The sequence below is a fragment of the Streptomyces diastaticus subsp. diastaticus genome, assembly GCF_011170125.1.
In the GTDB taxonomy this organism is placed as follows: Bacteria; Actinomycetota; Actinomycetes; order Streptomycetales; family Streptomycetaceae; genus Streptomyces; species Streptomyces diastaticus.
Genome location: NZ_BLLN01000002.1, coordinates 232,880 through 258,129 on the forward strand (window position 1 = coordinate 232,880; position 25,250 = coordinate 258,129).

Here is a 25,250-nt window from a genome sequence, read left to right on the forward strand (position 1 = left end):
CCGGGTCAGCGGGCGGCGCGGCGGGCGGCCCGGCGTTCGCGGAGGCGGTTGACGGTGACCGGGTCGTGGCGCAGGGCGGCCGGGTCGTCGAGGAGGGCGCCGAGGAGCTGGTAGTAGCGGGTGGGCGAGAGGCCCAGTTGCTCGCGGATGGCGCGTTCCTTGGTGCCGGGGCGCTGCCAGCCGCGTGCCTCGAAGGCGAGGACGGCACGGTCCTGGTCGCTGAGGCCGCCGGAGTCCGGCTCCTGGGGCGTCTGCGCCTGGGAGGGGGCGGGCTCGTGGTCGGTCATACGGTCAGCCTATGTGCGGCGGGCCTGCGGCGCCCGAGGGGTGTGCCTCGGTGTCGACGGGGCGGCCTGGCCGGCCTGAGGGGGCGGGGCCGGGCGGTGCGGCAACCGGGGGGGCGGGGCGCGCCGGGGCTGTGGGGCTTGCGCCCTCACCCGTCCGCCGGCCGTACCGCCGGCCGGGGCGGTGGGGCGGGGGCGAGCGGGTGAGGGCGGCCGGGGCGGTGCCGGGGGCGGGTACCGCCGCCGGGGCTGCGCAGGCCCGTACGGCCGTCGCGGGCCGGGCCGCGGTCCCGCGTCGGGCAGCGCGCGGCCTCGGGGCGGGGGTGTGCGGGCCGGGGCCGGAGGGCGGTCCCCGGCGGGGGTCAGATCCGGCCTCCGGTCAGGCGGGTGAGGGGCCCGTGGTGTGCGGCGGCCGAACGGCGGCCGAGCGCGTACGCGCCGCCGACGACGGAGACCGCCCCGGTGGCGACGCCGGCCGCGATCACCTTGCGGTACTTGAGGATCGTCCACGCCGCGGTGGCCTTGGTGGACACCTTGGTCGCGACCGCGGCCACGCTCTGCTGCCCCTTCTCCCAGCCGGCCGCGGCGGCCCGCTTGGTGGCCTCGCCCGCCGAGCCCACCCGGCTCAGCCCCTGCTCACCGGCGTTGGAGGCGGTCTCCCCGGCCTTGGCGGCGGCGTTCCCGGCGCCGGACTTGGCGCGGCCACCGGTGTTCTTGACGGCCTGCGTGCCCTTGCCCGCGGCGTTACGGCCCTTGGTCGCGGTGCCGTTCGTGTTCTTGGTCTCATCGCTGTCAGCAGTCATGGCTGCCGCGTAACCCGCCTCGCCCGTTCGAAACAAGGGGCGGGCGAGGCACAGGCACAGGCACAAGCAAGGGACGAGGACGCCGTCCGGGCTCGGTGCGGCCCGCGCGGGGCCCCTGCATGAGGCGTCGCGGGACGGACATACGCAGAAGATGACCGCGAACCAGCCAGAGCCGATACCCGGACAGCGGGCCGTCACACCGAGCCGGCCGCCTCGTGCGCAGGGCACCGCGAGCGCGCGCGGCTCCTCGGCACCGATGGCCCAGAGCCGGATCATGGAGCCGCGCAGGGACGGGGAGGGCAGCCTCGCCCACGTCGTGGAGACCCTGCTCGACAAGGGCCTCGTACTCAACGCCGACATCATGGTCTCGGTGGCCGGCGTCGAACTTCTCGGCATCCGGCTGCGCGCCGCCCTCGCCTCGTTCGAGACCGCCTCGCGCTACGGACTGGAGTTCCCCGCGGGCACCGACACCGAGACCGCGGCGTGGCGCGAGACCCGGGTGGACAAGGAGACCTGCCCCGAGTGCGGCAAGCGCTCCCCGACCCGGCAGCTGCTGGAGGAGTGGTGCCCGTGGTGCGGCTGGCGCAGCGCCCAGTCCCTCCGGAACGGGCCGGCCGTCCTGCCCGCCGCAGGCCGGGACGCGCCGGAGGACCAGGCCGAGGGCTCCGACCGTACGGACAGAGACGGCGGGGCCCGGGACGGCGACGACCGGGACGAGGGCGGGGACGGGAGCCCGGGCGGCGAGGAGCCGTCCGGGCCCACGGCTTCCCCCGGCGAGCGGGGAAGGGCCCGGCGCAGTGGCTGAGCAACCTCCCATGAAGCCCACCCGCGATCCCCGGGTCACCCTCGACGACCTGGTCGAGGTCCTGCTCGACAAGGGAGCCGTCCTCCATCTCGACCTGATCATCTCGGTCGCCGACATCCCCCTCATCGGGGTGAACCTGCGGGCGGCGGTCGCCGGGATGGAGACCATGCTCGAACACGGCATGATGCGGCAGTGGGACGAGCACACCCGGGCCTGGGTGGAGGGCTCGTCCGCCCGCCGCGACCTCGACCTGCGCGACGGCGAACGGCACGTGGCGCAGATGCACGGCGGGCACCTCCTGGAGGAGGGCGTGTACACCGCCTGGCGCCCCGGGACCGTCTTCCTGACCGACCAGCGCCTGGTGGTGCTGCGCCGGGACCCGCGCGAGGTCCTCTGGGAGGCCGACCTGTCCGCCGTCCGCGCGGTCCGGCCCGAGACGGAGCGCAGCGCGGGCGGAGCGCCCCGCACCCGGGTGCGCCTGGAGGTGGAGGGCGGCGGCACGGCCCTGCTGTCGGCCGCCGACCCGGCAGCCCTGTGCGAGCTGCTCGACCGCGGCCGCCCCGGGGTCCTCGGCGAGGAGGTGCGTCCCGGCGCGGCCCAGCAGGTGCTCGCCGAGGGCCATCTCTGGTACCAGGAACCGCGCCGGGACGGCCCGTTGTGGCGGGGCGGCACCGGCAGGCTCACCCCGGGCGGACTGGTCTGGAAGTCGCCGCTCGACGCCCGCCCCGCGCTCGCGCTGCCCGCCGACGACCTGCTCGGCGTCGGCCAGGTGGCGGGCCGCAGCCCCAGCGGCGAGGGCACCGTGCTGGAGCTGCGGACCCACAGCCTCGGGGTGGTCGCCCTGGCGGCCACCGATCCGGCGCACTGGCTGGCGTCGCTGCGGGAGCTCACCGAGCGCCGCGCGACCGGGCAGGCCGCCTCGCCCGCGCCCGCCCTGCCGTCGGCCTCCGGGGCCACGCCCGCGACCACGACCGCACACTGACACCCGAAGGAGGAGACCGTGGCCATCACCGTTGACGAGAAGAGCCTGAAGCACGGGGTGCTGTCCCTCGTGGTGACCCTGGTCGAGGTGATCCAGGAAGCGCTGGAACGCCAGGCCGAACGCCGGATGGACGGCGGCTCGCTCACCACCGAGGAACTGGAACGCCTCGGCGACGCCCTCCTCGAACTCGACGAGGCGATGGAGGAGATCAAGGAGGAGCACGGCATCGTCTCCTCCGTCGCCGATCTGCACCGGGGCCTGGACGAGGTCGTGGACGACGTCGTCGACAAGCTGGTCAATCCCGCCCGCTGGGCCGAGGAGGCCGGGCGATGACGTACGGCACCACGCCGGAGAACGGCACCCCGCGGCCCGCGGACGCCCCGGTGGGCGACGCACTGTACGTGTACGCGCTCCTCCCCGAGGACGCCGTACTGCCGCCCGGCACGACCGGGCTCGACGACCGCCCGCTCCAGTTGGTCACCGCCCCCGGCAGCGGCCTGGCCGCGCTGGTCCACCGCACCACCCCCGCGCCCTACCAGGGGCCGGACGAACAGGTACGCCAGTGGGTGCGCGAGCAGGACGCGGCGCTGGTCGCCGTCTGGGAGCAGGTCGGGACCGCGCTGCCCATGACCTTCAACGTGCTGGTCGCCGCCGACCGGGAGGCGAGCGCCGAGGAGCGGGTCCGGCAGTGGCTGACGGACCGGGCCGACGTGCTCCGCGACCTGCTCGGCGCGCTCGCCGGACGCGCCGAGGTGCGGGTCGAGATCAGTCTCGACCGGGAGGCGGTCACCGAGGACGACGAGGAGGCGAAGGCGCTCCTCGTGGAGATGGAGGGCCGTTCGCCGGGGCTGCGCCGGATGCTCGCCAAGCGCCTGGAGCGGCTGCGCAAGGAGGCCGGGGACCGGCTCGCCGACGCGTTGCACTCCGGCGTCCGCCGCCGGCTCGCCGCGGTCGCCGAGGACCTCAGCGTCCGGGCCGGCCGGGGCCAGGAGGCGGGCGAGGTCAGCGTCTTCGCGGGTGCTCTGCTGGTCCGCCGGGAGGAGATCGACACCGTGGGCGCGTTGCTCGCCGAGCTCCAGGAGGAGCAGCCCGCCGCCCGCATCCGCTTCCTCGGCCCCTGGCCCCCGTACTCCTTCACGGAACTGCCCGCCGCGCCGGGTGAGGAGACCGCGCCGGAGGTCCCCTAGGAAGCGGTCGGGGCGGAACGGACGGCGTCGTGCCCGGGGTCGAGGACTCCGGGCACGACGACGGGCCGCCCCCGGGAAGCGCTGCTTCCCGGGGGCGGCCCGAGCGCTGCCTCAGCCGCGTGCCGAGGAGCGGCGCCGAGGGGCCTGGTCCGGCTCGTCCTCGTCCGCGGGCTCCTGGTCCTCCTCTTCCTCATCGAGGGGGGCGTCCTCGTCCTCGTCCCCGTCCTCGACGGGAGCCTCGTCCTCGTCCTCGGGGTACCCGTCCTCGGGGTACCCGTCCTCGGGTTCCTCCTCGTCGGCCTCGGGAGCGTCCTCGTCGCCGAACCCGTCGTCGTGCTCGTCGTCGAACTCCTCGTCCGTCTCCGCCGACGTGTCGTCGTCCTCGGCCTCGTCGCCCTCGTGGCCGTCCTCGGGTTCGTCGCCCTCGTCCTCGGGGGATTCCGCGCCGGAGGCTTGGCCGTTCTCCTCGGCGCGCGCCTCCTCCTCGCTCACGGCCTCGTCGTGGTCGACCACGACCTCGCCGTCGCGGATCTCGCCCCGCCAGCTGTCGGTCGCCTCACCCCGCATCATGATGAACTTCCGGTACAGCTTCAGGTCGAGGCGGGCGCGGCGGCCCTGGGCGCGCCAGATGTTGCCCGTCTTCTCGAACAGGCCCTTGGGGAAGTACTCGAGGACCAGCAGCACCCGGGTCAGGTTGTCGGTGATCCGGTGGAAGGTGACGACGCCCTTGACGGTGCCCTTGGCGCCCTCGGTGGTCCAGGTGATCCGCTCGTCCGGCACCTGCTCGGTGACGTTCGCCTTCCAGCTACGGGTGGACTTGGCGACCTTCACCTTCCAGTTGCTGCTGGTGTCGTCGGACTTCTCGACGCTGACGACGCCCTTGGCGAAGGTGCTGAACTCCTGGAACTGGGTCCACTGGTCGTAGGCCTCACGCACCGGCACGCCGACGTCGATGTCCTCGGAGATCGTGACGCTCTTCGACTTGCCGCCGCCGCCCTTGCGCCCCTTGCCGAACACACCCTTGACCTTGTCCTTGATGGTGTCCATGACGTGGGAGCCCCCGGCGCTCAGCGCCGCCTGGGCGGGGGACCTGCCCTCGCCGAGCGCCTTGCCGCCCTTGGCCAGGGACTTCACCGCGCCGGTGGGGGCGGAGCCGTCCGCCAGCTTGCCGGCGCCCTCCCCGAGCTTGTGGCCCAGGCTGGTCACGGCGTGCCGCGCCCGGGCGCTCAGGTAGTTCTGCACCTCGTCGCGGAGCCGTTCGGTGGCCGGGTTCCTCGCGACCTCGTCCTTGAGCTTGGTGAAGGTGGATTCAGCCACGGCTGCCTCCACGCGTCGAGCGGGACTTGGCGGCGGCCTTCTTGGCGGGTGCCTTGGCTCGCGTCGCCTGGGAGGCGGTCCTGCCGGCCGTCGAGGCCGCCTTCTTCGGGCCGCCGGAGCCCCGGGAGGCGCCCCGGCCGGAGGCGGACTTGCGGGAGCGCGCGGGCTTCTCCCCGGGCTCCTCGTCCCGGTCCTCCCGTCCGGTCGTCCCGTCCTCGGCCTCGCCCCGCGCGTCGTCACCCTCGGCACCGTCGGCGTCGCGCTCGCCCTCCTCGCGGGCGGCGTCAGGGTCGTCGAGGCGCAGGGTGCGCTCGTGCAGGGAGTCGGCGAGGCTGGTCGCCCGCTGGGTGAGGGCGTTGGTGGCCGCGGTCCTCGTGGCCCCGACGAGGTCCTTGCGGACCTGGTCGCTCAGGCCGCCGAGGAGCGGCGAATCGACCAGCATGCCGCCGATCTTCTTCGGGTCGAGGTCGAGCTTCTTGCCCGCCAGGAACATTCCGAAGCCGATCGCGAGTTTCGCTTTCTTCGTACGGCCCAGGAGGTATCCGCCCACCAGGGCCGCGCCTATCTTGACGTTGTCTGCCATTGCTGAGACCTCGCTCTCCGGGATTCAGGGGCCCTGCTGGTTCTGCTGGTACGCCTCGCACTCTTCGAGCCAGTCCAGCAAATCGTCCTCGCGGCGGTCGAACTCTTCCTCGTCGATCTCGCCGTCCAGCAGTTCCTTTTCCAGCGCGGCCAGTCTCTGGCGCACAGGACCCGGGTCGTAGTGTTCGCGCTCGGCGGCGAGCACCACTTGGTCGAGCACCCAAGCGGCGCCCCTCACCGGCGCGAGGGGAAAGGTGAGGACATTCATGATGAGGCCCATACCGAACGCCTCCGGCGGTCGAACGGATGACGCGTTCTCGGGGAATCCGCGTCGTGAATCCGCGTCACGCGCAGGGCGTCACACGAAGCTGTAGGGCGGCAGCGGCCCGTTCAGGCTGAACGTGTAGTCGTCGCCGTACTTCTCCGCCGTCTCGTGCACCGCCTGGGAGAAGGCGGCCGCCTCGTCGCGGGGGACGAGATAGGAGACGTTCAGGAAATGCGCCTTCGTCGGCCCGGCGTCGGAGGCCCGCTCAGCGGCGGGGGCGAGGAGTCCGCCGATCCGCTCGGCGGCGGCGGCGTTCCTCGCCTCGATCTCGCGGGAGACCAGCTCGCCGAGGGCGACCTTCTCCCCGTGCGCGTCGGGGTTGTCGCGGGTCCGGTCCCGCAGCCGCCGCGCCTCGTCCGACCCGGTGAGGATCTCCCGCAGGAGGCTGTCCTCGTCCCGGGCGACCTTCAGGTTGTACTCCAGCCGGCCGTCGAGTTCCGCCAGCCGCTGGGCGTAGGTCTCCTGCTCCTGCACGAGCGCGGCCCGCACCTCGTCGTCGTCCGGACCGACCAGGCCGAACCGCATCGGCAGCGCCGCGCCGTCGGCCATCAGCCGCTCCAGGACGCTCTGGTGGGCGACGAGGTCGCGGCGCTTCGCGCGGAGTCCTGCCGGGGCGTCGCTGACGACGGCGGCGTGCCGCTCCGACTGGACGACCCGCAGGCCGGACGGGGTCTCGCCGACCCCGGTGAGTCCGTCGAGCCGCAGCGGGTGGTCGGCCGCGGTGATGGCGTAGATGTAGGTGGCCATGTCACTCCTCCCTGCGCTGGCTGGTGCGGCGGGAGGAACCGGAGGAACTGGACTTGCGCGCCGGGCGCTTCTCCGTCTCCTTCTCCTCGTCGTCGTCACGGCCGCCCTGGAAGGACTCCGTGAACGCCTCCACCGCGCCGGTCAGCGCTCCTTTCGACTTCCCTTTGGCACCGCTCTCCACGGTGTCCCCGACGATGTCGGTGAGCTGGGTCGGCGCCTTGCGTCCGGACTCCAGGTCGAGCCGGTTGCACGCCTCGGCGAACCGCAGGTAGGTGTCGACGCTGGCGACCACCACCCGCACGTCGACCTTCAGGATCTCGATGCCCACGAGCGAGACGCGGACGAAGGCGTCGATGACGAGGCCCTTGTCGAGAATCAGCTCGAGGACGTCGTAGAGATTTCCGGAACCGCCCCCGCTGTTGTTGGCGGAACTGCTCTGCTGTACGAGACTCATGGTCGGGCTCCCTTCCGATGAGTGGTGCGTTCGAGCTCTTTCCGGCGGGAGGTCCGCGCGGAAGGCTCAGCGGTCTACTTGACCCCGCGTGTAACGGTGCGTCCGTTCGTATCCGAGGAGTTCCCCCTGCTTTCCGAGGGAGACGTGATAAGAAGCCATCACGCTGGTCGTGTCCGGGACCTTCTCGATCTCGACCACTTCCACGTCCGCCGTCCAGCCGTCCTCCGTGGCCTTCATCGAGGAGACGGAAGAGGGCCGGCAGCCGATGAGTTCGGCCAGTTGGCCGGCGGCCTGGCGCATCGCCTCGGATATCCCGACGCGCTTCGGGGCGGCCCCGCCGCCCTCTTTCCCGCCGTTCTCCTCATCCTTCGCCATGCGGTTCCCTGCCTTGTCTCATGGATTCCTCCGCTCCACCCGTTCACCTATTCGAGCGGGTCTTTTCACCGCGTTCCCGGGCCGCCCGCACGTATGCGTTCGCGGATGAGGACGCCCGGAACGCCGCAGGGGCGGCCGCGTGCGCGGCCGCCCCTGCGGCGTCGGTGCCCGTCCCCGGGCGGGCGGCTCACCCGTTGCCCGCCTGGGGGTTCTCGGAGACGGCGGCGTGGCGCTGGAGGCGGGCGAGGACGGCCTTCGGGGAGCCGCCGGGGGCGACGGCGTCGGCGAGGCCGTTCCTGACGCGGGTGCTCAGCCCCGGCCAGGAGGTCTTCTCGGACGGATAGAGGCGGGCGTCGGGGAGTTCGGCGAGGAAGCGGCGCAGGGCGGTGCCGCCGGGGGCGGCGGTGAGGGTGTCGGAGGCGGTGTGGGTGACGGGCAGCAGGTCGTGGGCGTGGGTGAGGGCGAGGACGTTCTTCTCGCGGTACACGTGGTCGAGGAAGGCGCCGGCCTCCTCGGGGTGCCCGGCCTGCCGGAAGCCGATCATCCAGTCGGTGACACCGAGCGTGGCGCCCGCGCCCTCGGTCCGCCCGGGGACGGGGACGACGCCGTGGCGGACGCCCGAGCGTGCGGCGGCGCGCGTCAGCGAGGGGTGCCCGTTGACCATGCCGACCCGGCCCTTGGCGAAGGCGGCGTAGGCCTCGCTGCGGTTCAGCTCGCCCGGGGCGGTGGGCCCGGTCAGCCCCTTGCCGACCAGTTCCTTCTTCAGCCAGCTCACCGTCTCGACGTTCTCCGGCGAGTCGAAGGTGTACGAGCCGAGTTCGTCGGTGTACCCGGAGCCGCCGGAGAGCAGCCAGTTGAGGGTCTCGGCCTGCGCCTCCTCGGGGCCGAGCGGCAGCGCGTACGGGTAGGGCACGTCACGCTTCTTCAGGGCCTCGGCGGCGGTCCGCACCCCCTCCCAGGTCTTCGGCGGGGTCAGGCCCGCCTCCTCGAAGAGGTCACGGTTGTAGAAGAGCAGCCGGGTGGAGGCGGCGAACGGCATGCCGTACTGCACCCGCTGGATCTCCCCGGCACGCGCGAGCGAGGGCAGGAAGTCGGCCTGGGTGCCTATGGAGAGCAGGTCGTCGGCGCGGTACAGCTTGCCGGCGGCGGCGTAGCCGGCGTACGTACCGCTGACCGCCAGGTCGGGGGCGTCGCCCGCCGCGACCTGGCGGGCCAGGACCGTGTCGACGGTGCGCCAGGGGTGCACCTCCACGTCGACGGACGTGCCGGGGTGGCCCTTCTCGAAACTGGCGACGACCCGCTTCCAGTACCCCTTGCTGCTGGTGGCGGCCGAGTCGCCGTACTCGGGGGCGACCAGGCGCAGCGTGACCTCCTCGTCCGCCGCCCCCTCCGCGCTCCCCGGACCGCAGCCGGTCGCCGCGAGCGCGAGGACGGCCGCGAGCGCGGTGGCCGTCCGCGCCGCTGTCCGGCCACGCCGGTCGCCTCGTCCCTCGCCCCGTCCCTCGTGGTGGTGTCGCCGCACGTCGTGCTCCGCCCCTGCCGTCGGTCCGCCGGGCCCGCCGCACCGGCCGGGCCCGCCCCGCCCGGGCCGCTCCCGGACGTACCGGGAAGATGTACACCGCCCGGCGGCGGGCTCCGGACCACCTCCGGTCGCCGTTGCCCCGGCTTGTCCGGGACTGCTATGCACTTCCGTGCGCGGGTCACATCGACCTTGCACACCGCGTCCACCGCGCGTCACACGGACCGCACGCGGCCTCCGGCGGGTCCGCACAGCCCGGCGGGAACCGGGGCGGCCGTACCGACGTACCGTCTGACCTCGAAAGCCACCACCGCACCACCGCACCACCGGCGGCACGCCGCCACAGGCACCACGCAGACAGAACGCACGACCGCACAGCCCCGCCAGGGGCGGCCGCACCGGAGCCGCCCGGGCGGACCACCGTGAGGGGTAGCCGCGCATGTCCCGTACCGCAGCAGAGATCACCACCCAGCCCGCCTGCTGGCGCCGCGCCGCAGCCGAGGCGACCGGCTTCACCGGCGCGCCCCGGCCCGGCGAGCGGGTCGCCGTCGTCGGCTGCGGCACCTCGTGGTTCATGGCGCAGGCGTACGCCGCGCTGCGTGAGGGCGGCGGGCAGGGCACCACGGACGCCTTCGCCGCCTCGGAGTTCCCGCACGCCCGGACCGCCGGGGCCTACGACCGGGTGGTGGCGCTCACCCGGTCGGGGACGACCACGGAGGTGCTCGAACTGCTCGCCCGGGTACGCGCCGCGGGGACCACCACGGTGGCGCTGACCGCCGACCCGGCGACGCCGGTGATGACCACCGCCGACGAGGTGGCCGTACTGGACTGGGCCGACGAGGAGTCGGTGGTCCAGACCCGGTTCGCCACCAGCGCCCTCGCCTTCCTCCGCGCCACCCTCGGCGACCTCCCCGGCCTCGGCTCCGTGGCCCGCGCGGCCGACGAAGCCGAACACGCGGTCACCGAGCCGCTCTCCCGGTCGCTGCTCACCGCCGAGCAGTGGACCTTCCTCGGCCGGGGCTGGGCCTACGGCCTCGCCCAGGAGGCGGCCCTGAAGATGCGGGAGGCGGCGGGCGCCTGGACGGAGGCGTACCCGGCGATGGAGTACCGCCACGGTCCCGTCGCGATCGCCGCCCCCGGCCGCGTCACCTGGCTCTTCGGCGAGGCCCCCGACGGCCTCGCCGAAGAGGTCCGCGCGGTCGGCGGCCACTTCGAACACCACCCGTCGGCCGACCCGCTCGCCGACCTCGTCCGCGCCCAGCGCCTCGCCGTCGCCCTCGCCGAGAGCCGCGGCCAGGACCCGGACAGGCCCAGGAACCTGACACGCAGTGTGGTGCTGGGGGCGGGAACCCCGGAGGTCTGACCCCCGTCAGCCGTCACCTCACACCGCCGCGGACGTGGCCGTCACCGCCGTCGGGACCCGACACCGGCGGTACGACCGAGTCCTGGGCAACACCGTCGGCCCCACGACGGCCACGTCCCGCACGTACGCACGACCCGGCCGGGCTCGCGCCCCCGCCCGAGCCCGGCCGGCGCTTGCGACAGGCCCCGAGCCCGGCCGGCACCGGAGACCACCCCGCAGCCGCACCGGAGAGCGGTCCCGGCCACGACGACAACTCCGGCCGGCGCCCGCGACAGGCCCCGTCCCGAGCCCGGCCGGCGCCGGGCGCCGCCCCGCGGCCGCACCGGAGACGCGCCCCCGGCCACGAGGACGGCCCGGCCGGCGCCTGAGGCCCCCCGGCGGCCCCGCCGGACGGCCCGGCGGGCGCGGTCGGCAGCACCCGCCCCGGTGAGCGCGCCGCAGGCGATTTTCCCACTGGACTAGACCTCTCCCTCCCCACCGGTCAGACTGTCCGGGTGAGACATGTGATCGCGCTCGACGTGGGCGGCACGGGAATGAAGGCCGCGCTGGTCGGCCCGGACGGCGACCTGCTGTACGAGGCGCGCCGGGAGACCGGCCGTGAGCGGGGCCCCGACGCCGTCGTGGCCTCGATCCTCGACTTCGCCGCCGACCTGCGCGCCCAGGGCCTTCACCGGTTCGGGGAACAGGCCGCGGCGGCGGGCGTCGCCGTGCCCGGGATCGTGGACACCGAGAAGGGCGTCGCGGTCTACGCGGCCAACCTCGGCTGGTCCGACGTCCCCCTGCGGGACATGCTCGCCGAGCGCCTCGGCGGCACCCCGGTCGCCCTCGGCCACGACGTACGCACCGGCGGCCTCGCCGAGGGCCGCATCGGGGCGGGCCACGGCGCCGACCGTTTCCTGTTCATGCCGCTCGGCACGGGCATCGCCGGTGCCATCGGCATCAACGGCGTCATCGAGCCGGGCGCGCACGGCTGCGCGGGCGAGATCGGCCACGTCGTGGTGCGCCCGGGCGGCGTGCCCTGCGGCTGCGGCCAGCGGGGCTGCCTGGAGCGGCTCGCCTCCGCCTCCGCGGTCTCGCTGGCCTGGGCGGCGGCGAGCGGCGACCCGGAGGCGGACGCGGCCGACTGCGCGAAGGCGGTCGAGGCCGGCGACCCGCGGGCGGTCGCCGTCTGGCAGGAGGCGGTGGACGCGCTCGCCGACGGGCTGGTCATGGCCGTCACTCTGCTGGACCCCCGCACCCTGATCATCGGTGGCGGGCTGGCCGAGGCGGGAGAAACGCTGTTCGCGCCACTGCGGGCGGCGGTGGAGGAACGCGTCACCTTCCAGAAACTCCCCACGATCGTCCCGGCGGCCCTCGGGGACACCGCCGGATGCCTGGGCGCGGGACTCCTCGCCTGGGATCTACTCGCCACGGAGGTGTCCGGCTGATGGCCGCTCCCGCACGCAAGGTACTGACCGGCGCCCGGGTGGTGCTGCCCTCCGGCACGGTTCCCGACGGCGAGGTCGTGATCGACGGCGCGCACATCGGCGGGAGCGCTCCCTCGGCCGGTCAGGAGCCCGCCGCCGAGCACTGGGACCTGACGGGCCACTGGGTCGTGCCCGGCTTCGTGGACCTGCACAACCACGGTGGCGGCGGCGCCTCCTTCACCTCCGGCACCGTCGAGGACGTGCTGACCGGCATCGCCACGCACCGCGCGCACGGCACGACGACCCTGGTCGCCTCCACGGTCACCGGCGAGATGGACTTCCTCGCCGCCCGCGCCGGGCTGCTCTCGGAGCTGACCGAGCAGGGCGACCTGGCCGGCATCCACTTCGAGGGCCCGTTCATCTCGCCCTGCCGCAAGGGCGCCCACAGCGAGGCCCTGCTGCGCGATCCGCGCCCCGCCGACGTGGCGGCCCTGCTCGACGCGGCCCGGGGCGCCGCCCGCATGGTCACCCTCGCCACGGAACTGCCCGGCGGCCTGGACTCCGTACGTCTGCTCGCCGACCGGGGTGTCATCGCGGCCGTCGGCCACACCGACGCCACGTACGAGCAGACGGTGGCCGCGATCGACGCGGGTGCCACGGTCGCCACCCACCTCTTCAACGCGATGCCGCCGCTGGGCCACCGCGCACCCGGCCCGATCACGGCGCTGCTGGAGGACGAGCGGGTCACCGTCGAGCTGATCAACGACGGGACGCACCTGCACCCTGCCGTGCTGGAGCTGGCGTTCCGGCAGGCCGGCGCGGACCGGGTCGCGTTCATCACGGACGCGATGGACGCGGCCGGCTTCGGCGACGGCCGCTACCTGCTGGGCCCGCTGGAGGTCGACGTGGTCGACGGGGTGGCCCGGCTGGTGGAGGGCGGCTCGATCGCCGGGTCCACCCTCACCCTGGACCGCGCCTTCCGCCGGGCCGCCCTCGTCGACGAGCTGCCCGTCGGCCAGATCGTGCGCGCCCTCTCCGCCAACCCGGCCCGCCTCCTGGGCCTGGACCACCGCATCGGCTCGCTGGAGCCCGGCAAGGACGCCGACCTGGTCGTCCTGGACGAGGGGTTCGCGGTGAAGGGTGTCCTGCGGCACGGCGAGTGGGTCGTCACCCCGCAGGTCCCGGCGACGGCCGGCCCTTCGGCGGCCTGACCTCGTCCGCCCGGCCGGACGGACTGACCGGCCGGACTGACCGCTCGGACTGACCGCTCGGCCCGACGACCACCGTGCTGATGCCGGCCCCGGCAGGCCGGCGGTCTGCCCGGCGGTGAGGCCGGCCCCCTCGGGCCCCCGTCCCGCGTCCCAGACCTCGCTCTCGGCCCGGCCGGGCCCGAGCAGCGTGGCGCCGCCCCCGTCCGCCGCCCCGCCCACCGGGCCGAAGCAGCGTGGCGCCGCCCCCGTCCGCCGCCCCGCCCACCGGGCCCGTGCGGCGGGTGTTCTCGGCGGGCCCGGTGACGGTCCACCGGGTGGCCCTGTGGACGTCGCCGGAGGTGTGCGCCACCCCCGGCGGCACCGCCGGTCAGCACGATCCGCCCCCGGTTCTCCCCGAGCGCCGGCGGGGCGTACCGGCCAGGGCGGCCGAAGAGGCCCGGTCTCCGCTGACGCCACGTCACCAGCCGCCCGGGTCAAGGCCGGTCCACCCCTTCCGCACCCTCGCGGAATCGCCTAGGTTTGGCATGATCAGGCCACGAAACCGCAGGCAGCCCCGCCGTCACCCCTCAGGCGGGCCAGGGCAGCACAGGGCTGGAACCGTGATCCTCACCGTCACACTGAACACCGCCGTCGACCTGACCTACCACGTCCCGGCCCTGCGCGAGCACACCACCCACCGGGTCACCGAGACCCGGGAACGCCCCGGCGGCAAGGGCCTGAACGTCGCCCGCGTCCTGGCCCGGCTCGGCCACGACACCACCGTCACCGGCTTCGCCGGCGGCCCCACCGGCGCCTGGCTGCGCGAGGCCCTCTCCGGTGAGAGCCGGGTCCGCGACGCCCTGGTCCCGATCGGCGGCACCACCCGCCGCACCGTGGCCGTCGTCGACACCGCCGGTGGCGACACCACCCAGTTCAACGAGCCCGGCCCGATCGTGACCGCCGCCGAGTGGGAGGCGCTGAAGAGGGCGTACGCGACGCTGCTGCCCGGCGCCGAAGCGGTCGCCCTCTGCGGCAGTCTCCCGCCCGGCGTGCCCGTCGGGGCCTACGCCCACCTGATCCGCGAGGCCCGCGCCGCGAACGTCCCCGTGCTCCTCGACACCAGCGGCGAGCCGCTGCGCCGGGGCATCGCCGCCCGCCCCGACCTGGTCAAGCCGAACGCCACCGAACTCGCCGACCTCACCGGCACCCGCGACCCCCGCCACGCCGCCCGCGCCGCCCGCCGCCGGGGCGCCCGCGCCGTCGTCGCCTCGCTGGGCGCCGAGGGCCTGCTCGCGGAGACGGCGGCGGGCGCCTGGCGGGCCGCACCCCCGGCCCCGGTCCGGGGCAACCCGACGGGCGCGGGCGACTCCGCCGTGGCCGGGCTGCTCGCCGGCCTCGTCGAGGGCGCCGACTGGCCGGACCGCCTGGTGCGGGCCGCCGCCCTCTCCGCCGCGACCGTGCACGCCTCGGCCGCCGGGGAGTACGACGAGGCCGTCTACCGCGACCTCGCCGTCCGTATCACCGCCACCGCGCCGCACGGGGCCGCCTGACCCCGGACGCCAGCCCGACCGGACGCGGCCGACCGGCCGACGTCCGCCGACACCCGCAGGGGGAGAGCCGTGCCACTCGTACCGACCGGGGAACTCGTCGCCGAAGCGGCGGCCGCCGGGAGAGCCGTCGCCGCGTTCAACGTGATCACCCTCGAACACGCCGAGGCCGTCGCCGCCGCCGCCGAGGAGGCCGGGCTGCCGGCCGTCCTCCAGATCTCGCAGAACGCCGTCGCCTACCACGGCCACCGGCTGGGGCCCGTCGCCGCCGCCACCGCCGCCGTCGCCCGCTGCTCCACCGCCCCGCTCGCCCTCCACCTCGACCACGTCGAGTCCTGGGAGCTGGTCGAGGCGGCCCCCGCCGAGGGGTTCGGCTCGGTCATGTACGACGCCTCGCGGCTGTCCGCCGAGGAGAACCTGCGCCGCACCGCCGAGGCCGTACGGTTCGGCCACGCGCACGGCCTGTGGGTCGAGGCGGAGCTGGGCCGGATCGGCGGCAAGCCCGGCGAGCCACCGCTCGACGCGCACGCCCCCGGAGTCCGCACCGACCCGGCCGAGGCGGCCGTGTACGTGAAGGAGACCGGGGTGGACGCCCTGGCGGTGGCCGTCGGCTCCTCGCACGCCATGGCGGAGCGGACCGCCGCCCTCGACCACACCCTGGTCACCGCCCTCCGCCGCGCCGTACCGGTCCCCCTGGTGCTGCACGGCTCCAGCGGGGTGCCCGACGAGGAACTGGCCCACGCGGTCCGCTCCGGCATGACGAAGATCAACATCGGGACGGCCCTCAACCAGGCGTTCACCGCCGCCCTCACCACCCACCTCACCGACCACCCGGACCCCCGCCCGTACCTCTCCCTGGCCCGGGCCGCCGTACGCGGCCGCGCCCACCACTTCCTGACGGTGCTGGCCGGGGCCTGAGACGGGGCCGCCCGTCCTCAGTCGTCGTCCCAGCGCTTGCGGACGAAGGCGGCCGTCCCGGTCACCAGGGTGTTCGCCGGAACGTCCTTGGTGACCACGCTCCCGGCACCGACCACGGCGCCGCGGCCGATCGTGACGCCGGGCAGGACGGTGACCGCCGCACCGAGCCACGCGCCCGCCTCGATCGTGATGGGCGCCCGCGTGATGTACGCCCGCCGGTCGGCGACGGGGAGCGGGTGGTCGGAGGAGATGAGGTTGGTCTTCGGGCCGATCAGCACGCCCTCGCCCAGCCGGATGCCGCCCTGGTCGTAGAAGGTGCACTCCTGGTTGACGAAGACGTGCTCCGCGAAGTCGATGCGCAGCCCGAAGTCCGTGTGGAAGGGAGGGTGGACGGTGACGGAGGCGGGCAGTGGCCCGCCGACGATCTCGGCCAGCAGCGCCGCCCGCCCGGCCTCGTCGTCGAAGGGGAGCACGTTGAGCCGCGAGGTCAGCGCGGTCACGTGCGCGATCCGCTCGGCCACCCGCGCGAACTCGGGCGTACGGACGTGGAGACGGTCAGGAGCAGACACAGGGTTCCTCACGGAAGGGGCGGGGCCGGGGGCCGGACGGTCGGGCAGCGAAGGCCGCCCGAGGAGGCGGATGATCCACCATCAGTTGCCTCGCCGGAACGACCCATCCATCCAACGGCCGCCCGCGCCAAGGATCAAACAACGCACCCCGCACCCACGATCAACCAACGGTTGTCCGACGTACGCTGGTCGGCATGGATCTCACCGCCGTACGCACCTTCGTCGCCGTCGCGGAGGCCGGGCAGTTCCAGGAAGCCGCGGTCGACCTCGCGATCACGCCCCAGGCGGTGTCCAAGCGCGTGGCCGCCCTGGAACGGGAGCTGGGCGTCCGCCTCTTCGACCGGGACGCGCGCGGAGCGCGGCTCTCCCTCGACGGACAGGCGTTCCTGCCGCACGCCCGCGCGCTGCTCCGGGCCGCCGAGCGGGCCGCCGCCTCGGTGCGGCCGGGCAGCAGGGCGCTGCGCGTCGACGTGATCGGGCGGCAGCTCTCGCTGGCGGGCCTGCTGCGGGGCTTCCACCGGGCCCATCCCGACACGGAGTTGGACGTCGTCACGCTCTTCGACTCCGGCACGGCCGTGGCGGCGGTCCGGGACGGCTCCGTCGACGCGACGTTCCGCGCCATGACCGTGCCGGGCCACCGGCTGCCCGCCGGGGTCACGGCCACCCCGGTCTTCGACGAACCGCTCCACCTGTTCACCGGGCCGGGCCACCCGTACGCCGACGCCCCCTCGATCACCCCGGCCCAGCTCGCGGGCCACCGGATCTGGATGCCCGGGAACGCGCCCGGCACCGAGTGGACCGCCTACTACGAGGCGCTGGCGGACGCCTTCGGTCTGGTCGTCGACACGGTCGGCCCGGACTTCGGCATCGAGCCGCTGCTCGACACCATCGCCGCCTCCACCACCCTGGCCACCTTCGTCAGCGAACAGACCCCGCTCGTCTGGCCCGCCGGCCACGACCTGCGCCGCATCCCCCTCGTCGACCCGACGCCGGTCTACCCGCACGCCCTGATCCGGCGCGCCGACAACCCCCATCCCTCCTTGGCCGCCCTCCACCGCCACCTCACGGCCGCCTACCCCGGCCGGCCCCGAGGCGGCGTCTGGACGCCGTGAGGACCCGCCGGAGAAACGGCCGGGGCGCCCCCTCGTGAGGGGGCGCCCCGGCCGTACGCCTCGGTGGCGGAGTCACGCGGGGCTCAGCCCTGCGTGCCCTCCTTCAGCCACAACTGGTCGATGTTGGCGTCGCACTCGTTGCCCTCCTCGCAGGAGAGGGTGATGGTGTTGGTGCCCTTGGTGAGGTTGACCACGGCCCAGGTGTTGACCCACTTGTCGGTCCACTCGCCCTCTTCGACCTTGGCGAAGTTGTCCATGTTGAGCGGGCGCTCCTGGGCCTTGCCGTTGACGAAGATGGTGGCGTCGGCCGCCTTGCCGGGGACGCCGTAGGAGACGCGGAGGCTGTAGCCGGCGTCCTCGGGGATGCCGTTGACCGTCCAGGTCAGCTTGGCGCCGACCTTGTTGAAGCCGGCGACGTACGTACCGGCCTCGGCGCCCTGGATGTCGGAGGCGGTGACGGTGCCGCCCTCCAGCTTGAGGGCCTTGGCGTCGGTCTTCGGGAGGTCGACGGGCTTCTCCTCCTCGTCCTCCCGCGGCTCCTCCGGCTGGTCCTTCTCGCCCTCGCCGCCTCCGGCGTCGGCGGTCGGCGCGGTGTCCTGGCCGGCCTCGTCGCCCTTGTCGTCGCCGCCGGAGGACATCATGACGGCGATCACCACGACCACCGCGACGACCACCGCTATGGCACCTATCAACAGCATCCGCGTGTTCGGGCCGCCCGGACCCGAGCCGCGCCCGTGGCCGCCTCCGGGCGCCACCGGCGGCGGCGCACCGTGCTGCTGCGGCGGCACGCCCTGCGGCGCCTGCCCGTAGGGCTGCTGCTGGGGCGGGTAGCCGTACCCGCCCTGGGCCTGCTGGCCGCCGTAGCGCCGCTCACCGACGGCACGCACCTGGTTGTACGAGGAGCGGGGGCCGGGGTAGCCGTAGCCGCCGCCCCCGCCGGGCGGGGTGGCACCGGCGGCCTGCCCGTCGGCGTACAGGTAGCCGAAAGGGTCGTCGCCCTCGGGCGTGCCGTTGTCGCCAGAGGCGCCGTTGTTGCCAGGGCCGGGTGTCATCCCGTGGTCACTCCTCAAACACGTACCGGAATCGCAGGGTCATCGACTCGGCGAGCCTACCCGCTCGATCTGACGGGAAGGGGTGATGTGCCCCTCCCCGAGGTTTCAACCCGCCTTCTTTTGTGCGCCCGCCGCTCGCCGGGGCGCCACAGGGCGGTGTCGAGCGCGCCGGGCCGCCCTCGGCCCGGCCGGCGGGCGGCGTCCGGAGCCCTACCCCGCCCGCCGCTGCTGCTTGGAGCGGGAACGTTTCTCGATGTACATGCGCTGGTCGGCGGATTGCAGGACTTCCTCCACGGACATGCCGCAGTGGGCCCAGCCGATGCCGAAGCTGGCGCCGACGCGGACGGCGCGGCCGTCGACGCGGATGGGCGGGATGATCGCGTTGCGCAGGCGGACGGCGAGGTCCTGGGCGTCGGCCTGGCAGAGGCCGTCGGCGAGGACGACGAACTCGTCGCCGCCGAGCCGGGCCACGGTGTCGCCGTCCCGGACGCCGTTGGTGAGGCGGCGGGCGACCTCGATGAGGACGGCGTCGCCGGTGTGGTGGCCGAACCGGTCGTTGATCGACTTGAAGCCGTCGAGGTCGCAGAAGAGCACGGCCAGACCCTTGGCGCTCTCGCTCTCCTGGTCGCCGTCCTCGTCGGGGGCGACGGTGTGCACATGGTGCTCGTACGGGGCGACGCCGAAGCCCGCGCCGGTCGGGCCCGCGCTCTGGCGGGCGCCGCCGGGACCGAGGCCGAGGTCGAGGCCGAAGTCGTGGGCGTCCTGGTCGTACGCGTCGCCCTTGTCTGCCGCGCCCGGGAACATGCCGGGCGCGGGTCCGCCGTAGGCGGCGTCGAGGGTGTCGACGGCGCTGGGGCGGCCGGCGTGCGGCCGGGTGCAGAGGCGGGCGGAGAGCCGGGCGCGCAGCTCGGCGCTGTTGGGCAGGCCGGTGAGGGCGTCGTGGCTGGCGCGGTGGGCGAGTTGCATCTCGTGGCGCTTGCGCTCGGTGATGTCCTCGACGTGGGTGAGGAGCAGCCGGGGCCCGTCGGTGGCGTCGGCGACGACGGAGTTGCGCAGGCTCACCCAGAGGTAGGCGCCCTCGTTGGTGGAGAGGCGGACCTCGGTGCGGCCGCCCTCGGCGCTGGTGCGCAGCAGGGTGCCGATGTCCTCGGGATGGGCGAGGTCGGAGAAGGTGTAGCGGCGCAGGGTGTTGGCGCGACGGCCGAGCAGCCGGCACAGGGCGTCGTTGGCGCGCAGGATGCGGCCGTGCTGGTCGCCGCCCATCTCGGCGATGGCCATGCCGCTGGGGGCGAACTCGAACGCCTGCCGGAAGCTCTCCTCGCTGGCACGCAGTGCCTGCTGTTCGCGCTCCAGGCGGACCAGGGCGCGCTGCATGTTGGCGCGGAGCCGGGCGTTGGATATCGCTATCGCGGCCTGGAAGGCGTACATCTGGAACGCCTCCTGACCCCAGGGGCCGGGGAGGCGGCCGTTGCGGGGCCGGTCGACGGAGATGACGCCGAGGAGTTCGTCGCCGCCGGTCGCGTGGAGCGGGGCGAAGAGGCGGTCGCCGGGGTGCCACTCGTCCTCGAAGCGGGGGGCGGGGGCCGGGGTGTACCAGCCGGGGACGCCGTCCTCGTCCAGCGCCCACGCCTCGGTGTGCGAGATGAAGCGCAGGTCGCCCCAGTGTTCGGCGATGGACAGGCGGTGCTCCCAGGCGTGCCGGGGGCCGACCTGGCCGGCGAGGAGGGCCTCGGCGGAGGAGTTTCCCGCGACGGCGGCGACCACGAGGTCCCCGTCGGCCTGGACGAGGTTGACCGCGCAGATCTCGTACCCGAGTCCGGTGACCGCGCCGTCGGCGACGGTCTGGAGGGTGTCCGCCAGGCTGCGGGCGGTGTTCAGGTCCGCGACGACCTGGTGGAGCTGCCGCAGGGTCGCAAGGCGGACGTAGGGCTCCGACTCGGTCTCCATGCGCTCTCTCCCCGAGACCTCGACAGCAACTCCAGGATGGGCAGCGTCCCTCAGTGTCACGTCATCCGTTCCCGGCCACTGAATCACAGCGAGCTGTTCACTCGGTACACAGGGTCAACAAAATGTTCGTTCTGTGACTCAAGTCACAAGATCTACGGGTGACTTCGACGCCTTGCGGCATATTCACCCGGAGTTGCCCAGGACCTGCCCGAACCCGGGCGGAACACGCATCCCACCCGGTCCCGGAAGGCGACCTTCCGCTCACACCCTGCCACTTCGCGGCATCCGCCGGTCGACAACAGCCTGATTTCAGCCAACACCGCCTCCCGCGCACCCCCGGAACAGATGATTCCGGGAGTGCGGCGACCCCGCGCGGACGACGGCGGGACCCACGGCGGAGGTCGGACCGGGGACCTAGGTCCCCGCTGGTTCCCGCGGCCGATGTGACCCTCCGGGAGCGAGGACTAACGTGACGAGGGTGTTCACGACCAGCGCCGCCTCCGGCTCCCCCGCGCCCGCCGCCCCCGCCGCCCCGTCCGGGCCGGGGCATGCTGAAGGGGTGAGCAACGAAGAGTTCCGCGCCGCCATGTCCCGGCTGGCCGCCGGTGTGGTGCTGGTGACCGCGCACGACCCCGAGGACGGCCCGCGCGGCGAGGACGCCGGGATGACCGCCACCGCCTTCGTCTCCGTCTCGCTCGACCCGCCGCTGGTGATGGTGAGCGTGCGGACCGGCTCCCGGATGGACGACGTCCTCACCGACCAGCCCTTGTGGGCGGTCTCCCTCCTCGGCGAGGACCAGCGCGACATCGCGGGCCGGTTCGCCATGAGCGGCCGCCTCAGCGACAGCCTGCTCTTCGCCTCGCTGCCGCACACCCGGGGCGCGTACACCGGTGCCCCACTGGTCGAGGGCGGCCTCGGCGCCGTGGAATGCCGCACCGAGCAGCGCGTCCGGGCGGGCGACCACACCCTGCTGATCGGCCGCGTCCTGTCGGCCGCGCTGCCCTCCGCCGAGGGCGGGCCCCTCGTCTACTACCGGGGCCGCTACCGTCACCTCGGCCGATAAACGCCCCGCACGCGTGCCTCGCGGGCCGCGTGGGTGTATCGGCGGCCCCCGGTGCTCCGGCGGCTCACCAGTCGCCGCCCCGCCCCCGGTTCCGCTTCACCTCGGAGCGCTGTTTCTTCTCGCGCAGCCTGCGCTCGTTGATCCCGCGCGGGACGCGGGTGGGGCGGCGCTGCTTGGGCGGCGGCGCGGTGGCCTCGCCGAGCAACGCGACCATCCGGTCCAGCGCGGTCTCCCGGTTGCGCCACTGCGAGCGGTGGCCGGAGGCCCGTACGACGAGGACGCCGCCGGTCAGCCGGGACGCGAGCCGCTCCAGGGCCCGCTCCTTCCAGACCTCGGGCAGCGCCTGGGTGGCGGCCAGGTCGAAGCGCAGCTCCACCTGGCTGTCGCTGGTGTTGACGTGCTGCCCGCCCGGGCCCGAGGAACGGGAGAAGCGCCAGGTCAGCTCGGAGTCGGGCAGGACGACCGAGCCCCGGATGACGCGACCGCCGGCGGGGGCGGGCTTCGGGGCGCCGGGCTTTCGGTCGGCGGACATGTCACCCATGGTCGCGCGTCCCGGGGGCGCGCGTCACATCGTTTTCGCGCCCGGTGGCCGACTTCACGCCTCCGGGCAAAGAAAGTAAAGAGAGATGGAACCCTGCGGGGTGGTTGTGGCGTTGCAAAGGGTGACGGCAGCTTCGTCCCGCGTACGAAGCCCGCGACACACGACGAAAGGGACATCCCATGGCTGTAAGCCTGTCCAAGGGCGGCAACGTCTCCCTCACCAAGGAGGCTCCCGGCCTGACCGCCGTCACCGTCGGCCTCGGCTGGGACGTCCGCACCACCACCGGTACGGACTTCGACCTCGACGCCTCCGCCATCGCGGTCAACGCCCAGGGCAAGGTCTACTCCGACGGCCACTTCGTCTTCTTCAACAACAAGCAGACGCCGGACCAGACCATCGTCCACACCGGCGACAACCGCACCGGCGAGGGCGACGGCGACGACGAGGCGATCAACGTCAACCTCGCCGGCCTCCCCGCCGACGTCGACAAGATCGTCTTCCCGGTCTCGATCTACGACGCGGAGTCCCGCTCGCAGAACTTCGGCCAGGTGCGCAACGCCTACATCCGCATCGTCAACCAGGCCGGCGGCACCGAGATCGCCCGCTACGACCTGAGTGAGGACGCCGCCACCGAGACCGCCATGGTCTTCGGCGAGCTCTACCGCAACGGCGCGGAGTGGAAGTTCCGCGCCGTCGGCCAGGGGTACGCCTCGGGCCTGGTCGGCATCGCCCAGGACTTCGGCGTCAACGTCTGACCGACGCCCCCCGTCCCGCGCCGCCCGGCCCCCCGTCCCACCCCGGAGGGCCGGGCGGCCGCGTGTCCGCCCCCGGCCCGAGCCCCCGCCGGACACCTCTCCGTACGGCCCACTCCAAGTGCCCGCCGCCGCACCCCGCCGCAGAATCGAAGCCCCGGCTCCGGCCGGACCGGGGCGGTGCGGACGAGGGAGTGAGCGCGCGTGGGCCCCATGTACGTCGACATCGTGACGCCGGACGACGCGGCGCTGCCCGGTGCCCTGCTCACCGAGATCACCGAGGTCTACGCCTCCGCGCAGGAGTTCCACGAACTGACCGGCGACTTCCCGGACGCCGGGAACATCCGCGTCCCGCAGGTCGCGGCCGCCCTCGCCGACGAACTCTCCGTGCCCGGCAGCGTCGTCCACCTGGCACGGGTCCGGGGCGAACTGGTCGCGGTCGCCGTCACCCTCGACCACCACCCGGCCGACCCCGGCGACCCCGACGCGTGGATCGGCCTGCTCCTGGTGCACGGGGCGCGGCGTCGCGAGGGGCACGGCCGCGCCCTCGCCGGCCACCTGGCCGCCCGTTTCCGGGAGGCGGGCCGCACCGGGCTGCGGCTGGCCGTGCTGGACACCGACGCGCCCGCCCTCGCCTTCTGGGAGGCGCTCGGCTACACCCCGGTCGACCACCGCCCCGACCTGCGGCGCGGCCGCCGGTGCGCGGTGCTGCGCAAGGACCTGGCGGAGACGGGGACGAGGCCCGAGGGCGCCGTCACGCGCGGTGAGGTGTGATGCGCGCCGTCGTCCACGAGGCCGAGCGCCGCGTCGCCGTCCGCGAGGTCGAGGACGCCGTGGTCGAGGAGGAGACCGACGCGCTGGTGCGGATCACCTCCAGCGCCCTGTGCGGCACCGACCTGCACATGTACGACGGGCGGACCGGCGCCGGACCGGGCATGGTGCTGGGCCACGAGCCGCTGGGTGTGGTCGAGGCGACCGGCGGCGCGGTCACCTCGGTCCGCCCCGGTGACCGCGTCGTCCTCCCCACCCACCTGTACTGCGGCACCTGCCCGCACTGCGCGCGGGGCCTGACGGCCGCCTGACAGCCCGCACGGGCGCGTGCCACTGCCGGGCAGCGGCTACCACACGGCCCCGGTCGCCGGAGGCTTCGACGGCGACGGCCGCCCGGAGCTGGCCCTGAGCGGCGGCGGCCGCTGGTGGATCACCGACGGCACCCGCGGCGGCGGGGCGGCCTTCCCCTGGACCGGCCACGAGGACCGAGGCCGGGCCGCCGCCGGTCTCAGCGCCGGGCGGCGAGGAGGTCGCGGTACCAGGCCAGGGTGTCGTCGAGAGTGGTGCCGAGGTCGACGGGCCGCAGCCCGAAGGCGTCCTGGATGGCGGTGGAGTCCATCACCTGCGCCTCGGTGTGCTGGTAGAACAGCTCGGCGTACGCGTCCATGAAGACCTCGTCGAACGGGCCGAAGGCGCGCGGGCGTGTCATGACGTGGAGCCTCAGCGGCCGCCGGACCCGCTCCTCGATCATCCGGAGGACCTCCCGCGTGGTGCGGGCGGGCGCGGTCGGCAGGTGCCAGACACGGCCGTCGCCCTCGGGGTGCTCGCCGAGGGTGGCGAGGCCCGCGGCGACGGCGCGGATGTCGGTGTAGCTGTGCGGCAGGTCGATGTCGCCCAGCCCCAGCACCTCGCCGCCGGTCAGCGCGCCGGGGAAGACGGCGCCGCCGAGCGTGGAGTTGAGGACGCCGGGTCCGGTGAAGTCGGCCGAGCGGCCCAGCACCACACGCGCCCGGCCCGCCCGGTGGGTGGCCAGGTACCTCTCGTCCAGCGCGGCGCGCATCCTGCCCTTGGCACTGGTGGCCCGCCACGGAGTCTCCTCGGTCATCACCTCGCCGTGGGTCTCGCCGTACGGGTAGAGCGTGTCGAGGACGACCAGCCTGGCGCCCTCGGCCTCCACGGCGCCGAGGACGGCCTCCTGGACGCCGGGCATCACCTCGGTCTGGAGGTGGTAGGCCACGTTCACGCAGTGGTGGACGACGGCGGCGCCCCGGACGGCCTCCCGGGCCCCTTCGAGGGTGCCGACATCGCCCCGGGCGCGGGTCACGCCCTCCGGCGCCGGGCCGTCGCCGGACCGGTCGACCAGGCGGACCTCGTGGCCCCGGCGGGCCAGCTCCCCGGCGAGGGTCGAGCCGGCCGGGCCGGCACCGAGGACGACATGCAGGTCGCGTACGTCGTTGCGCGTGCTCTGGGACACCACTGGACACCTCTCGTGGACGGACGACGCGGCGGCGCACGGGCCACCACCGCTCGGCGCACTACGCGCCATCACTTCAGTTATACCGTGTAACTGAGGCTACGCGCCATCACGTTGGTGGGCGACACCTCGCCGGCGCGAGACGTAAAGTCCTCGCGACGACAC

Annotated in this window: 28 protein-coding genes; 14 read left to right on the forward strand and 14 right to left on the reverse strand. The window is 74.3% G+C overall.

Annotation, left to right across the window (positions count from 1 at the left end):
* Window positions 1–5: 5 nt before the first annotated feature.
* Both Sdia_RS02800 and Sdia_RS02805 read right to left on the reverse strand, forming a co-directional pair.
* Window positions 6–287 carry a DUF3263 domain-containing protein gene (locus Sdia_RS02800; protein WP_100456276.1) on the reverse strand — a complete coding sequence of 94 codons (282 nt, stop codon included), beginning with the start codon at window positions 285–287 and terminating at the stop codon, window positions 6–8.
* A gap of 359 nt (window positions 288–646) precedes the next feature.
* Window positions 647–1,087 carry a hypothetical protein gene (locus Sdia_RS02805; protein WP_189500125.1) on the reverse strand — a complete coding sequence of 147 codons (441 nt, stop codon included), beginning with the start codon at window positions 1,085–1,087 and terminating at the stop codon, window positions 647–649.
* A 274-nt stretch (window positions 1,088–1,361) separates the two neighbouring features.
* Here Sdia_RS02805 and Sdia_RS30535 point away from each other — a divergent pair, with 274 nt between their 5' ends.
* From Sdia_RS30535 to Sdia_RS02825, 4 genes are read left to right on the forward strand one after another with little or no spacing between them, the layout of a single operon-like run.
* Window positions 1,362–1,892: a gas vesicle protein gene (locus Sdia_RS30535; RefSeq protein WP_100456526.1), complete on the forward strand. Its 531-nt coding sequence runs from the start codon at window positions 1,362–1,364 to the stop codon at window positions 1,890–1,892.
* Between the two features lie 10 nt (window positions 1,893–1,902).
* Window positions 1,903–2,874, forward strand: coding sequence for a gas vesicle protein (locus tag Sdia_RS02815; RefSeq protein WP_189500126.1), 972 nt, complete (start codon window positions 1,903–1,905; stop codon window positions 2,872–2,874).
* An 18-nt stretch (window positions 2,875–2,892) separates the two neighbouring features.
* Entirely contained in the window at window positions 2,893–3,207 is a 315-nt protein-coding gene (locus tag Sdia_RS02820) for a gas vesicle protein K (protein ID WP_100456279.1), read from the forward strand.
* Complete coding sequence (locus Sdia_RS02825; protein WP_100456280.1) at window positions 3,204–4,061, forward strand: GvpL/GvpF family gas vesicle protein; 858 nt, start codon at window positions 3,204–3,206, stop codon at window positions 4,059–4,061. The genes Sdia_RS02820 and Sdia_RS02825 overlap by 4 nt, the downstream gene beginning before the upstream one ends.
* A gap of 111 nt (window positions 4,062–4,172) precedes the next feature.
* Here the strand turns inward: Sdia_RS02825 and Sdia_RS02830 are convergent, their stop codons facing one another.
* From Sdia_RS02830 to Sdia_RS02860, 7 genes are all read right to left on the reverse strand, one after another.
* A complete protein-coding gene (locus tag Sdia_RS02830) occupies window positions 4,173–5,378 on the reverse strand; it encodes an SRPBCC family protein (RefSeq protein ID WP_189500127.1) in 1,206 nt (401 codons plus the stop codon).
* The gene (locus Sdia_RS02835) at window positions 5,371–5,961 is read right to left on the reverse strand and encodes a hypothetical protein (protein WP_100456282.1); all 591 of its coding nucleotides are present in this window, start codon (window positions 5,959–5,961) and stop codon (window positions 5,371–5,373) included. Before Sdia_RS02835 ends, Sdia_RS02830 begins: the two co-directional genes overlap by 8 nt.
* A gap of 24 nt (window positions 5,962–5,985) precedes the next feature.
* Window positions 5,986–6,240, reverse strand: a complete 255-nt coding sequence (locus Sdia_RS02840; RefSeq protein ID WP_100456283.1) for a gas vesicle protein GvpG — start codon at window positions 6,238–6,240, stop codon at window positions 5,986–5,988.
* Window positions 6,241–6,318: 78 nt separating this feature from the next.
* On the reverse strand, window positions 6,319–7,032 hold the full coding sequence (locus Sdia_RS02845) for a GvpL/GvpF family gas vesicle protein (RefSeq protein WP_100456284.1): 714 nt from the start codon (window positions 7,030–7,032) through the stop codon (window positions 6,319–6,321).
* A 1-nt stretch (window position 7,033) separates the two neighbouring features.
* Window positions 7,034–7,486, reverse strand: coding sequence for a gas vesicle structural protein GvpA (locus Sdia_RS02850; protein ID WP_100456285.1), 453 nt, complete (start codon window positions 7,484–7,486; stop codon window positions 7,034–7,036).
* A gap of 66 nt (window positions 7,487–7,552) precedes the next feature.
* Window positions 7,553–7,861, reverse strand: a complete 309-nt coding sequence (locus Sdia_RS02855) for a gas vesicle protein GvpO (protein ID WP_100456286.1) — start codon at window positions 7,859–7,861, stop codon at window positions 7,553–7,555.
* Window positions 7,862–8,048: 187 nt separating this feature from the next.
* Window positions 8,049–9,383, reverse strand: coding sequence for an extracellular solute-binding protein (locus Sdia_RS02860; RefSeq protein WP_100456287.1), 1,335 nt, complete (start codon window positions 9,381–9,383; stop codon window positions 8,049–8,051).
* 436 nt (window positions 9,384–9,819) lie between these two features.
* Here Sdia_RS02860 and Sdia_RS02865 point away from each other — a divergent pair, with 436 nt between their 5' ends.
* From Sdia_RS02865 to Sdia_RS02885, 5 genes are all read left to right on the forward strand, one after another.
* Complete coding sequence (locus tag Sdia_RS02865; protein ID WP_100456288.1) at window positions 9,820–10,743, forward strand: SIS domain-containing protein; 924 nt, start codon at window positions 9,820–9,822, stop codon at window positions 10,741–10,743.
* Between the two features lie 494 nt (window positions 10,744–11,237).
* The gene (locus Sdia_RS02870) at window positions 11,238–12,170 is read left to right on the forward strand and encodes an ROK family protein (RefSeq protein WP_100456289.1); all 933 of its coding nucleotides are present in this window, start codon (window positions 11,238–11,240) and stop codon (window positions 12,168–12,170) included.
* Window positions 12,170–13,360, forward strand: coding sequence for an N-acetylglucosamine-6-phosphate deacetylase (gene nagA / locus Sdia_RS02875; RefSeq protein ID WP_100456290.1), 1,191 nt, complete (start codon window positions 12,170–12,172; stop codon window positions 13,358–13,360). Before Sdia_RS02870 ends, nagA begins: the two co-directional genes overlap by 1 nt.
* A gap of 599 nt (window positions 13,361–13,959) precedes the next feature.
* Entirely contained in the window at window positions 13,960–14,889 is a 930-nt protein-coding gene (locus Sdia_RS02880) for a 1-phosphofructokinase family hexose kinase (protein ID WP_115067755.1), read from the forward strand.
* A 69-nt stretch (window positions 14,890–14,958) separates the two neighbouring features.
* Entirely contained in the window at window positions 14,959–15,804 is an 846-nt protein-coding gene (locus Sdia_RS02885; RefSeq protein ID WP_100456292.1) for a class II fructose-bisphosphate aldolase, read from the forward strand.
* Between the two features lie 17 nt (window positions 15,805–15,821).
* Here Sdia_RS02885 and Sdia_RS02890 read toward each other — a convergent pair whose 3' ends face one another.
* Entirely contained in the window at window positions 15,822–16,373 is a 552-nt protein-coding gene (locus Sdia_RS02890) for a sugar O-acetyltransferase (protein WP_115067754.1), read from the reverse strand.
* Between the two features lie 194 nt (window positions 16,374–16,567).
* Here Sdia_RS02890 and Sdia_RS02895 point away from each other — a divergent pair, with 194 nt between their 5' ends.
* Window positions 16,568–17,485 carry a LysR family transcriptional regulator gene (locus tag Sdia_RS02895; RefSeq protein WP_100456294.1) on the forward strand — a complete coding sequence of 306 codons (918 nt, stop codon included), beginning with the start codon at window positions 16,568–16,570 and terminating at the stop codon, window positions 17,483–17,485.
* 83 nt (window positions 17,486–17,568) lie between these two features.
* Here the strand turns inward: Sdia_RS02895 and Sdia_RS02900 are convergent, their stop codons facing one another.
* The gene (locus Sdia_RS02900) at window positions 17,569–18,537 is read right to left on the reverse strand and encodes a carbohydrate-binding protein (protein WP_100456295.1); all 969 of its coding nucleotides are present in this window, start codon (window positions 18,535–18,537) and stop codon (window positions 17,569–17,571) included.
* Window positions 18,538–18,747: 210 nt separating this feature from the next.
* A complete protein-coding gene (cdgB, locus tag Sdia_RS02905; RefSeq protein WP_100456296.1) occupies window positions 18,748–20,484 on the reverse strand; it encodes a diguanylate cyclase CdgB in 1,737 nt (578 codons plus the stop codon).
* 478 nt (window positions 20,485–20,962) lie between these two features.
* Here cdgB and Sdia_RS02910 point away from each other — a divergent pair, with 478 nt between their 5' ends.
* On the forward strand, window positions 20,963–21,547 hold the full coding sequence (locus tag Sdia_RS02910; RefSeq protein WP_100456528.1) for a flavin reductase family protein: 585 nt from the start codon (window positions 20,963–20,965) through the stop codon (window positions 21,545–21,547).
* A 64-nt stretch (window positions 21,548–21,611) separates the two neighbouring features.
* Here Sdia_RS02910 and arfB read toward each other — a convergent pair whose 3' ends face one another.
* Window positions 21,612–22,079 (reverse strand): alternative ribosome rescue aminoacyl-tRNA hydrolase ArfB, encoded by a 468-nt coding sequence (gene arfB / locus Sdia_RS02915; RefSeq protein WP_189500128.1) that lies wholly within the window; start codon window positions 22,077–22,079, stop codon window positions 21,612–21,614.
* A 188-nt stretch (window positions 22,080–22,267) separates the two neighbouring features.
* On the opposite strand from arfB, the gene Sdia_RS02920 reads away from it, so the two are divergent.
* From Sdia_RS02920 to Sdia_RS02930, 3 genes are all read left to right on the forward strand, one after another.
* Window positions 22,268–22,843 (forward strand): TerD family protein, encoded by a 576-nt coding sequence (locus Sdia_RS02920; protein WP_030697175.1) that lies wholly within the window; start codon window positions 22,268–22,270, stop codon window positions 22,841–22,843.
* A 201-nt stretch (window positions 22,844–23,044) separates the two neighbouring features.
* Window positions 23,045–23,614, forward strand: a complete 570-nt coding sequence (locus Sdia_RS02925) for a GNAT family N-acetyltransferase (protein WP_115067753.1) — start codon at window positions 23,045–23,047, stop codon at window positions 23,612–23,614.
* Window positions 23,614–23,922 carry an alcohol dehydrogenase catalytic domain-containing protein gene (locus Sdia_RS02930; RefSeq protein WP_229830950.1) on the forward strand — a complete coding sequence of 103 codons (309 nt, stop codon included), beginning with the start codon at window positions 23,614–23,616 and terminating at the stop codon, window positions 23,920–23,922. The genes Sdia_RS02925 and Sdia_RS02930 overlap by 1 nt, the downstream gene beginning before the upstream one ends.
* A gap of 197 nt (window positions 23,923–24,119) precedes the next feature.
* Here the strand turns inward: Sdia_RS02930 and Sdia_RS02935 are convergent, their stop codons facing one another.
* A complete protein-coding gene (locus Sdia_RS02935) occupies window positions 24,120–25,085 on the reverse strand; it encodes an NAD-dependent epimerase/dehydratase family protein (protein ID WP_229830953.1) in 966 nt (321 codons plus the stop codon).
* Window positions 25,086–25,250 lie beyond the last annotated feature (165 nt).